The sequence below is a fragment of the Rhodococcus sp. P4_B6 genome, assembly GCF_056402215.1.
Window position 1 is genome coordinate 120,266 of record NZ_JBFUHV010000011.1, and the last position, 11,144, is coordinate 131,409.

The following is an 11,144-nucleotide window of genomic DNA, read 5'->3' on the forward strand; positions in this document are numbered from 1 at the left end:
ATTTCATGGGACAGTTCGACGACAAGGTCGCGTTCATCACCGGGGCTGCCCGTGGGCAGGGGCGAACGCATGCGGTGCGGTTGGCGCGCGAAGGTGCGGCGATCATCGCCGTCGACATCTGCGGGCCGGTGTCGGAGTACAACAGCTACGAACCGGCGACGGCGGACGACCTCGCCGAGACGGTGCGGCTCGTGGAATCCGAGGGCGGCAAGATCCTCGCCGAACAGGCTGACGTGCGGGACAGCGCGCAACTGAAGGCTGTCGTGGACCGGGGAGTCGAACAGTTCGGCCGTCTCGACATCGTGATCGCGAACGCCGGGATCTGCAACTGGAACCGCTTCTGGGAGATGCCCGACGAGCAGTGGGAGACGCTGATCGACGTCAATCTCACCGGCGCCTGGAAGACGCTGAAGGCTGCGGTCCCGGCACTGATCGAGGGTGGCCGCGGGGGATCGATCATCGTGATCAGCTCCGTCGCCGGGATCAAGCCGCTCCCGGGGCAGGCCAATTACGCCGCCTCCAAGTTCGGGCTCGTGGGACTCACCCAGACCGCGGCCAAGGAACTGGGCGAGTACGACATCCGGGTCAATTCGATCCACCCCTACGGAGTGAAGACCCCGATGGGCACCGACCCGGGCAGCCTCGTGATTCTCGAGAAGCACCCGCACTACCTGTCGAGCTTCGGCACCATCCTCACCGAACACCCGCTGGCCGACACCGACGACATCACCGACGCCGTGCTGTGGCTGGCCGGTGACGGTTCGCGGCGGGTCACGGGCAGTCAGGTCGCCGTCGACATGGGCAACACCAAGGTGTGAGCACCTCCGCGTACCGCCACCTGTTCACCCCGTTGCGCCTGGGACCGCTGACGCTGCGCAATCGGGTGGTCTTCTCGGCGCACCTCACGGGGTACGCCGTCGACGGTCTCCCCACCGCCCAGCACGCCGCCTACTATGCGGCGCGCGCGAAGGGCGGTGCGGGCCTGATCATCTCCGAAGAGCACGCCACCCATCCGGGTGACTGGCCGTACGAGAAGGTGATCGCCGGCTACCGGCCGGAGGTCGTCCCGGGATACCGGCGGATCACCGACGCGGTCCACGCACACGGAGTTCCGATCCTCGCTCAGGTCAACCACAACGGCGGCCAGGGATCGAGCATGTATTCGCGGCGGCCACTGTGGGCGCCGAGCGCCGTCCCCGACCCACTGTTCCGCGAAGTTCCCAAGGCGGTCGATCAGCGCGAGATCCGGGCCCTCGTCGACGGTTACGCGCGCGTCGCCGAGCACTGTGTCCGAGGCGGATTCGACGGCATCGAACTGCAGTGCTCGCACTCGTCGCTGGTGCGCAGTTTCCTCGCCCCCGCCACGAACCAGCGCACGGACCGGTACGGAGGGTCGTTGGAGAACCGTGCCCGGTTCCTCCTCGAGGTCGTCGAAGCCGTGCGAACGGCGATCGGCCCGGACCGCGCACTCGGGGTGAGGCTCGCGGGGGAGGACCTGTTCGACGGTGGCGTACACCTCGACGAGGCGGTGGAGGTGGCCGCCCTGCTGGAGGCGGACGGGCGGGTCGACTACCTCAACACGTCCATCGGGATGGCCACCGAGACGCTGCACATGATCGAGGCGTCCATGGCCGTCCCCCGCGGGTATGCGTTGTTCGTCCCCAATGCGATCCGGCGGCGGGTCGGACTTCCGGTGGTCGGTGTCGGCCGGTTCTCGGATCCGCATCAGGCCGACCGGGCTCTCGACGAGGGGCACTGCGACCTGATCGGGGTGGTGCGCGGCCAGATCGCGGACCCGGACTTCGCGGCCAAGGCACTCGCCGGTGAAGAGGACGCCATCCGATCGTGCCTGGCGTGCAATCAGGAATGCATCGGACGCATGGGGCTGGGCCGGTGGCTCGGCTGCGTCGTGAACCCGCGCGCGGGCAGGGAATCGATTCTGCTGCCCGAACCCACCGTCCGCGGCAGGCGGGTCGTGGTGGTCGGCGGCGGACCTGCCGGGCTGAAGGCCGCCGCCACCGCCGCGCAGCGGGGGCACCACGTGACGCTGTTCGAACGCAACACCGTCCTCGGTGGTCAGGTCAGGACGGCCGCCGTCGTCCCTGGGCGCCGCGAGGTCCTCGGCCTCGTCGTCGACCTGGAAGCGGAATGCGTTCGGCGCGGCGTGGACGTGCGGACCGGCACCGAGGCGACCGCCGAGGCGCTCGCGCAGGGACGTCCCGACGTGGTCGTGCTCGCCACCGGAGCGCGTCCGAGCCGTCCGCGCTGGGCGGGTGCGTCGGATCGGGTGGTGGATGTGCGGGACGTGCTGGAGGGCCGCGCGGATCCGTCCGGGACGGTGCTGGTGGTCGACGAACTGGGATTCCATCAGGGCACGTCCGTCGCCGAATTCGTCGCCGACGCCGGGTGTGCCGTCACGATCTGCACGCCGGGGATGATCGTCGGCCAGGATCTCGGGATCACACTGGACCTCGAGGGATGGAATCGGCGGGCGCACGGCAAGGGCATCACCCAGGTGACGGACGTGGTGCCGACCGGGTGCGACGACGCCGGCGGGGGCCGGATCGCGGTCACGCTCCTGCACCACCCGACCGGCGCGTCCCGCCGGCTCACCGTCGACTGGGTGGTGTCGTCCGCGCACCAGCAACCGGAGGACGAGCTCTGGAAACTACTGGCCGACAGCGGCATCGAGGTCCATCGCATCGGCGACGCCCTGGCTCCGCGCCGCGCGCATTCCGCCGTCATCGAGGGGGAGCGGATCGCGCTCGCGCTCTGACGCAGGCAGTCACGGCCCGGGTCGAATCCGCGGTCGCCTAGCATCGGAGGATGCCCCATTCCGGACACCTCGACGACGCGGTGTGGCCCGACCTCGTGTCCCACGTGTCGACGGTCGTGGTCCCGGTCGGCTCCCTCGAGCAGCACGGACCGCATCTGCCGCTCGACACCGACACCACCATCGCCGACGCCGTGTCCCGCGCGCTGCCGCACGTGCTCGTCGCACCCCCGATCGCGTACGGCGCGAGCGGTGAGCACGAGGGGTTTCCCGGGACCGTCTCGCTGGGGGCGGAGGCCCTCGAGACCGTGCTGGTCGAATACGGCAGGTCCGCGTGCCGGTGGGCGGACCGCGTGCTGTTCGTCAACGGGCACGGAGGAAACGGACCCGCATTGGTCAAGGCTGTCGCCTTGCTTCGATACGAGGCCCGTGACGTGGCCTGGGTGCCGTGCGCGGTCCCCGGCGCCGACGCCCATGCCGGACGTACGGAAACGTCCTTGTTGCTACACCTTTCACCTGGTCGAGTGAGGTTGTCCAGGGCCGAGCCCGGTAATACGGAACCTATCGCGAGGTTGATGCCAAGACTGCGAGAAGGCGGTATGGTCGCCGTGTCGGCCAATGGGGTGCTCGGTGACCCGACGGGCGCAACGGCCGCGGAGGGGGCGCAGATCTTCGGCGTGCTCGTCCACACAGTCACCAAGGCACTGGCCCGGTGGAAACCGGGCCCCGATGGACGGCTCCGGTGCGAACCGGGCGCCGATGGGAGGCTCCAATGACCCGCACGGGCGCCCTCGAGTTGCCGAGGGCGGATTTTCGGCACATCCTTGCGGCTGATTTCCGGCATGCCCTGCCGGCGCTGTCCGATCCGCATACGATCGACTGATGCGCCAAGCTCGACTTCCCGATGGATTCGGGATCCGAATCGACCCCAAGGTTCGCGCATATTCCGGAGGCCGAGTGCTCATCGGCGGTTCGCCGACCCGGATGCTGAAGCTGGCGCCCACCGCGGCGGCCATGATCGGAGACGGCTACCTCGAGGTCGTCGATCCGCAGTCMGCCGTCGTCGCACGCCGCCTCCTCGACTCGGGGGTCGCCAACCCGCGCCCCATGAGCACACCGTCCCCGCAGGACGTCACCGTCGTCATTCCGGTGAAGAACAACGCGCCCGGGCTGCACCGCGTGCTGGCCGCGCTCCGCGGACTCGAGGTGGTCGTCGTCGACGACGGCTCCGACGTCCCGATCGTCGCCCCCGCGCTGCAGAACGGGTGCGGCGGCCGCGTCACCGTGCTGCGCCACGAGACGGCAAAGGGGCCCGCCGCGGCCCGCAACACCGGTCTGCGTTACGCCGCAACTCCGTTCGTGGCGTTCCTCGACTCCGACGTCCTGCCGCGCACCGGGTGGATCGAGGTCATGCTCGGCCACTTCAGCGACCCCGCGGTCGCGCTGGTCGCCCCGAGGATCGTCGCGCTAGAACCCGAGGCGAGCACGCTCGCGCGGTACGAGCACGCCCGATCCTCCCTCGACCTCGGACGGAAGGAATCCGCGGTCCAGTCCGGCGGCCCGGTGTCGTACGTCCCGAGCGCCGCGATGATCGCCCGGCGTGAGGTGCTCGACGAGTTCGGCGGCTTCGACGAGTCCATGCACGTGGCGGAGGACGTCGACCTGTGCTGGCGACTCCAGGAGTCCGGCTGGCGACTGCGGTACGAGCCCGTGGCCCACGTCGCGCACGACCATCGCGTGACGTTCGGAAAGTGGTTCGACCGCAAGCTGTTCTACGGCACCGGTGCGGCGCCCCTGGCGGCGAGGCATTCGGGCATGGTCCCACCGCTGTCGATGTCGCCGTGGACGTTCTTCGCGTGCATCGCCGCGGCCACCTGCACCCGGCTGGGTCTGCTCGGCGCCGTCGCCACGCTCGCGATGATGCTGGTGCGCCTGCGCCGCATGTTCACGGGACTCGATCAGCCGACCCGCATCGCCGCCATCCTCGCCGCCCAGGGCTTCGCCGGTGGCGCCTGGCAGCTGGCGTCCGCGATGTGCCGCCACTATTGGCCCGTCACGCTGCTGGCGGTAGTGCTCTCGAAACGGATTCGCCGGATCGCGCTCGCGATCGCCGTCGCCGAGGGGGTCGCCGACTGGGTCACCCACCGGGAGCCCGGAGGGCTGGGACCGGTGCGGCACACGGTGTTCAAGCGGCTCGACGACATCGCGTACGGTGCCGGGCTCTGGAAGGGCGCCGTCGCCGCCCGCGACTTCGACGCATTGAAGCCCCGGTTGAAGTCGTAGTGACCGATCCGATTCGCGCCGCCGACGTCGTGGTCGTCGGCGGCGGTTCGAGTGGATGCGTGGTGGCCACGCGGCTCAGCGAGGATCCGGGACGATCGGTCCTCCTCCTCGAGTCCGGACCCGGCTACCGGTCGGCCCTCGACTGTCCCGTCCTCGATTACCGGACGCTGCCGGTCGGCCCGGGCAGCGCATACGCGCAGACGTACGGCGTGGAGTTGGCGCCGAGCGTGCCCTCGGCCATGGTGCGCGGCCGCGTTCTCGGCGGGTCGGGCGCCGTCAACGGCGCCTACTTCATCCGCGGGACGGAAGTGGACTTTCGGCACTGGCCCGCGTCGTGGTCGTACGAGAACGTGCTGCCCACCTTCCGGGCACTCGAGCGTGACGCCGACTTCGACGACTCCCGGCACGGCACCGCCGGCCTGATGCCCGTGCGCAGGCAGCCCGCGGAACAGCTGAGCGAGATCAGCGCGGCGTTCCGCGCCGCGGCCCTCGGCGCGGGACATTCCGAGGAACCCGACAAGAACGGAGCAGGCGGCGGCGGGATCGGCCCGGTGCCGCTCAACGTCGACGGTGGCCGCCGGGTCAGCACCGCCGTCGCGTATCTGCTGCCGGCGTCGGAGCGGCCCAACCTGACGGTCGAGGCGAACTCCGACGTCGTGCGAATTCTGTTCTCCGGTAACGAGACGGTGGGGGTCGAGGTCGAGTCGGGCGGCACCCGCCGCACGGTCCACGCCGGCCGGGTCGTACTGGCGGCGGGACCCGTCGAAACCCCGGTGCTGCTGATGCTTTCGGGAATCGGACCGGCAGAACATCTGAGGGGCAACGACATCGACGTCGTCCTCGACGTGCCCGGTGTCGGCACCGATTTCAGTGATCACCCCGAAGTGGCTCTGCCGTACCGTGTCCGGGACACACTCCGCCGCAGTGACACGAGTCCGGTCGTCGAAACGGTACTGAACGTCGACGACCTCGAGATCCGTCCGTACACGGCGCCGTTCGACGTGCTCGTCCCCGGATCCGGGCAACCCGACCCGGTCCTCGGAATCGGGCTCATGGTGGCGGAGAGCCGGGGCGACATCCGGCTCACGTCGGGACACCGCAGGGACCGTCCCCGGATCGAGTACCGGTACGCGCAATCGGCCGCCGACCGCCGGGCGCTGCGCGAGGGACAGGCCATCGCGCTGGACCTGCTGCGCTCGCCGGAGCTCGGCCCGTTGGTCCGGCCGCTGTCCGAGGAGGTGTCCGACCGCTCGGTGCTCGCGCACCTGGGGACGTCTCTGCACCTGTGCGGCAGTTGCCGGATGGGCGGACACACAGACGTGGGTGCGGTGGTGGACGAGCGGTGCAACGTCCGCGGAATACAGGGTCTGACCATAGCGGACACCTCGGTGTTCCCGGTGGTCCCGAGCCGTGGGCCGCACGCCACCGCGGTCATGGTCGCCGAGCGGGTCAGTACCTTCCTGAGGGAGTGACGGAGGGCGGAACCCGGCCCCGTGTGACCCGGGTTACAGTAGGCAGAGACGCCGTGGAGGAGTTCGATGCAAAGTCAACCGCCCACAGGGGGCAATCCGTGGGTCGCCGTGCGCCCGGGAGACGACGTCGCGATGCTGGCGCGCAGGGTGTCGTCGGCGCATCAGTTGTTCGTCGAGCGTCACGCCCCCGCAGGCCGAGACCAGGCAGGCGACGGAAATTCGGTGCGGTCCGTCATCCTCGATTCGTGGATGCGCAGCACGAGCAAGGGCGTGAGCCCGGACGGGTCCGCCCGCGCGGTCGATCTGGCGGCCGCGGATCTGGCCGCGTACCGGGCGTCGCACCCGATGTCGATCATCCGGCCCGTGGTCCGCAAACTCCTCGTCGAGGATGCCGCCGACACCGGACTGCTCGTGGCCATCACGGACGAGAAGGGCCAGTTGCTGTGGGTCGAGGGCGATTCGTCCGCCAAGGACCGCGCACTGGAGATGAACTTCGTCGAGGGCGCCGACTGGAGCGAGGACACCGTCGGCACCAACGCCCCGGGCACCGCGCTGGCGCTCGACCACTGCGTGCAGATCTTCGGAGCGGAGCACTTCAGCAGGTCGGTGCACGACTGGAGTTGTTCGGCGGCGCCCGTCCACGACCCGGCGACGGGGCTGATCGTCGGCGCCATCGACATCACCGGTGGCCCACGGGTCGCGGTACCCGAGGTGCTGTCGCTGATCCGGGCCACCGTCGCGGCCGCCGAGGCGGAACTGCGCCTGCACCTGCTGCGCTCGCCGCAGCCGCTGGTCGAGACGGTGCTGCGGTTGGAGGTGCTGGGGTCGGGACGACCGACTCTGGTGCGCGGGGCCGAACGCATCCCGCTCTCGCAGCGACACGCGGAAATCCTGCTGCTCCTGGCGGAGCATCCGGAGGGCCTGAGCTCCGACCGGCTCGCGGTGCTACTCGACGAGAACGAACTCGACGCCGTCACCATTCGTGCCGAGATGTCGCGCCTGCGCAAGGTTTTCGGTCCCGCGAACCTCGGTTCGCGGCCGTACCGGCTGCTCACCGAATTGACGTCGGACGTCCGGCAGGTGCGTGGGGCCCTGGACCGCGGAGAGCTGGCCGCCGCCCTCGACGTCTACTCGGGTCCGGTGCTACCCGGGTCGGAGGCGCCCGGCGTCGAGGACCTGCGCGGCGAACTGCGTGCCCGCGTCCAGGCGGCATTGCTGCGGGAGGGCGATCAGCGGTTGCTCGCCAAGTGGACCACGTCCGTCCACGGCCGTGAGGACGTCGCCGCGTGGGAGGCGTACCTCGCGGGCCTCGATCCGCGTTCCCCGTTGTATTCCCAGGTCAAGTCGAGGATCGATCTGTTCGATCAGCAGTACGCAACGTAGTTGCAACGGTACGGTCCCTAGTGTTGTGAGTCACACCGAGAAAGTTCCACCGAGTTTCACGACACCAGGGAGTTATCGATGACCGTGTATGCCCGCCCGGGTTCGCCCGACGCCGTCATGTCCTTCCAATCGCGTTACGACAACTGGATCGGCGGCCAGTGGGTTGCGCCCGTCAAGGGCCAGTACTTCGAGAATCCGACCCCCGTCACCGGGCAGCCGTTCTGTGAGGTCGCGCGGTCGACGTCCGAGGACATCGAACTCGCCCTCGACGCCGCACACGCCGCGGCTCCGGCCTGGGGCAAGACGTCGGTGGCCGAGCGCGCCATCATCCTGAACAAGATCGCGGATCGCATCGAGGAGAACCTCGAGTCCATCGCGCTCGCCGAGTCCTGGGACAACGGCAAGCCGATCCGTGAGACCCTGAACGCCGACATTCCGTTGGCCATCGACCACTTCCGTTACTTCGCCGGTGCGATCCGCGCGCAGGAAGGCGCCTTGTCGGAGATCGACTCCGACACCGTCGCCTACCACTTCCACGAGCCGCTCGGCGTCGTCGGCCAGATCATCCCGTGGAACTTCCCGATCCTCATGGCCGTGTGGAAGCTCGCTCCCGCACTCGCCGCGGGAAACGCGGTCGTCCTCAAGCCCGCCGAGCAGACTCCGGCGTCGATCCTGCACCTGATCTCCGTCATCGGCGACCTGCTGCCCGCCGGTGTGATCAACATCGTCAACGGCTTCGGTGTCGAGGCGGGCAAGCCGCTCGCCTCGAGCCCGCGGATCCGGAAGATCGCGTTCACCGGTGAGACCACCACCGGCCGGCTCATCATGCAGTACGCGTCCCAGAACCTGATCCCCGTCACCCTCGAACTCGGCGGCAAGAGCCCCAACATCTTCTTCTCCGACGTGCTGTCGTCCAACGACGACTACCAGGACAAGGCGCTCGAGGGCTTCACGATGTTCGCCCTCAACCAGGGTGAGGTGTGCACCTGCCCGTCGCGGTCGCTGATCCAGGAGGACATCTTCGACGAGTTCCTCGCGATGGCGGCCATCCGCACCAAGGCCGTCCGCCAGGGCGACCCGCTCGACACCGACACGATGATCGGCGCGCAGGCCTCCAACGATCAGCTCGAGAAGATCCTGTCGTACATCGAGATCGGCAAGGGAGAGGGTGCGAAGGTGATCACCGGTGGTGAGCGCGCCGAACTCGGCGGCGACCTGTCCGGCGGCTACTACGTGCAGCCGACCATCTTCACCGGTCAGAACAAGATGCGGATCTTCCAGGAGGAGATCTTCGGTCCCGTCGTGTCGGTCACTTCATTCAAGGATTACGACCAGGCCATCGAGATCGCGAACGACACGCTGTACGGCCTCGGCGCCGGCGTGTGGTCCCGCGACGGCGGCGTCGCCTACCGGGCGGGCCGCGACATCCAGGCCGGCCGCGTGTGGACCAACACGTACCACCAGTACCCGGCGCACGCCGCGTTCGGTGGCTACAAGCAGTCCGGCATCGGCCGCGAGAACCACCTGATGATGCTCGAGCACTACCAGCAGACGAAGAACCTGCTGGTCAGCTACGCCCAGAAGGCTCAGGGCTTCTTCTGATGGACGCAGCCCGGGCGCCTCAGCGCCTGAAGGCAACCGCCGGGGCGGTGGAGCTTCTCCGCCGCCTCGGCGGTACCCACGGGACGCTGATGATGCATCAATCCGGCGGATGCTGCGACGGGTCCGCGCCGATGTGTTACCCCGACGGCGAATTCATCGTCGGCGACCGCGACGTGCTGCTCGGTGTCCTCGACCTGCGTCTCGGGGTGGGGGAGACCCCGTCCACCCGGCCCGAGGGTGCCGATGCCCTGCCCGTGTGGATCTCCGGTTCGCAGTTCGAGGCGTGGAAGCACACCCAGCTGGTGCTCGACGTGGTGCCCGGTCGCGGTTCGGGCTTCAGCCTCGAAAGCCCGGAAGGCATGCGCTTCCTCAGCCGTGCGCGTGCCTTCACCCCGGAGGAGAACACCAGCCTCGCCGCGGAGGACGTCATCGTGGGCGAGCGGTGGGAGCAGGGCTGGAGACCCGCACCCTCACCCGAACCGCAAGTGGTCGCCGAAGCCGTCGACGCATGTCCCGTGCCCGCTCGCCGCCCGGGCCCCTAGCGCCCGAAGTTCACTGCGACCGCGGTTTTTACGTCGTGGTCACGTTTTGCTGACACGACGTGTACACAGCTCATTCACCATTGGCCTCGGCCGTTCGGCACCGCTCTCGCGCGGCGCCGGCGAGGCAACATTCGGATCGACGTAGGGGACGGAATGTCACTCGTAGAACCATCCAAGAATTCCGGAACCGGTAAACACCACGATGCTGCCGACTTCCACTCCGAAGACAACAGCTATCTGGAAAAACGCACGCTCCGAAAGGGTTCGGCGGGCTGGGTGCTGCTCGCAGGCCTCGGCGTCAGCTACGTGATCTCCGGCGACTACGCCGGATGGAACAACGGGCTGGCCGAGGGCGGATTCGGCGGACTGCTGATCGCCGGCGTCGTCATCGCGGGCATGTACCTGGCCATGGTGCTGGGGATGGCCGAGATGTCCTCCGCCCTGCCCGCCGCGGGCGGCGGTTACACGTTCGCCCGCCGGGCGCTCGGACCGTGGGGCGGATTCGCCACCGGCACCGCCATTCTCATCGAATACGCGATCGCGCCCGCCGCCATCGCGACGTTCATCGGCAGCTACGTCGAATCACTGAACCTGTTCGGCATCACCGACGGGTGGTGGGTGTACCTGGCGGTCTACGCGATCTTCATCGGAATCCACCTGACCGGCGCCGGCGAGGCGCTCAAAGCCATGTTCGTCATCACGGCGATCGCACTCGTCGGGCTCGTGATCTTCGCGGTCTCCGCGATCGGGCTGTTCGACGCGGGCAACCTCACCGACATCGCCCCGACCGATGCAGCGGGGGCATCGAGTTTCCTGCCGTTCGGCGCTTTCGGCATCTGGGCGGCCGTCCCGTTCGCCATCTGGTTCTTCCTCGCCGTCGAAGGCGTGCCGCTGGCCGCCGAAGAGGCACGCGAGCCGGAGAAGAACGTACCGCGCGGAATCATCATCAGCATGCTCATCCTCATCGTCACGGGGGCCACGGTCCTGTTCCTCGCGACGGGAGCACTGGGTGCCGAGAGCCTGTCGACGTCCGGGAATCCGCTGGTCGAGGCGCTCGGTGACGGAACCGCGGCGAAGGTCGTCAACTAC

At 68.8% G+C, this 11,144-nt stretch carries 9 protein-coding genes; all 9 read left to right on the plus strand.

Annotated elements, in window-relative coordinates:
* Positions 1-5 precede the first annotated feature (5 nt).
* Entirely contained in the window at positions 6-818 is an 813-nt protein-coding gene (locus AC1DWT_RS08050; protein ID WP_095860954.1) for a mycofactocin-coupled SDR family oxidoreductase, read from the plus strand.
* Complete coding sequence (locus tag AC1DWT_RS08055; RefSeq protein WP_072945594.1) at positions 815-2,776, plus strand: mycofactocin system FadH/OYE family oxidoreductase 2; 1,962 nt, start codon at positions 815-817, stop codon at positions 2,774-2,776. Before AC1DWT_RS08050 ends, AC1DWT_RS08055 begins: the two co-directional genes overlap by 4 nt.
* A 50-nt stretch (positions 2,777-2,826) precedes the next feature.
* Complete coding sequence (gene mftE / locus AC1DWT_RS08060; RefSeq protein WP_072945597.1) at positions 2,827-3,549, plus strand: mycofactocin biosynthesis peptidyl-dipeptidase MftE; 723 nt, start codon at positions 2,827-2,829, stop codon at positions 3,547-3,549.
* A 106-nt stretch (positions 3,550-3,655) separates the two neighbouring features.
* On the plus strand, positions 3,656-5,056 hold the full coding sequence (gene mftF / locus AC1DWT_RS08065; RefSeq protein WP_072945600.1) for a mycofactocin biosynthesis glycosyltransferase MftF: 1,401 nt from the start codon (positions 3,656-3,658) through the stop codon (positions 5,054-5,056).
* Positions 5,056-6,528, plus strand: a complete 1,473-nt coding sequence (gene mftG / locus AC1DWT_RS08070; RefSeq protein WP_477920191.1) for a mycofactocin dehydrogenase MftG — start codon at positions 5,056-5,058, stop codon at positions 6,526-6,528. Before mftF ends, mftG begins: the two co-directional genes overlap by 1 nt.
* 66 nt (positions 6,529-6,594) lie before the next feature.
* The gene (locus AC1DWT_RS08075) at positions 6,595-7,911 is read left to right on the plus strand and encodes a sigma-54-dependent transcriptional regulator family protein (protein ID WP_072945604.1); all 1,317 of its coding nucleotides are present in this window, start codon (positions 6,595-6,597) and stop codon (positions 7,909-7,911) included.
* Positions 7,912-7,989: 78 nt separating this feature from the next.
* A complete protein-coding gene (gene adh / locus AC1DWT_RS08080) occupies positions 7,990-9,513 on the plus strand; it encodes an aldehyde dehydrogenase (RefSeq protein WP_072945606.1) in 1,524 nt (507 codons plus the stop codon).
* On the plus strand, positions 9,513-10,055 hold the full coding sequence (locus tag AC1DWT_RS08085) for a DUF779 domain-containing protein (RefSeq protein WP_477920194.1): 543 nt from the start codon (positions 9,513-9,515) through the stop codon (positions 10,053-10,055). Before adh ends, AC1DWT_RS08085 begins: the two co-directional genes overlap by 1 nt.
* 153 nt (positions 10,056-10,208) lie before the next feature.
* The coding region (locus AC1DWT_RS08090) for an amino acid permease (protein WP_477920195.1) at positions 10,209-11,144 on the plus strand (936 nt) is incomplete at its 3' end.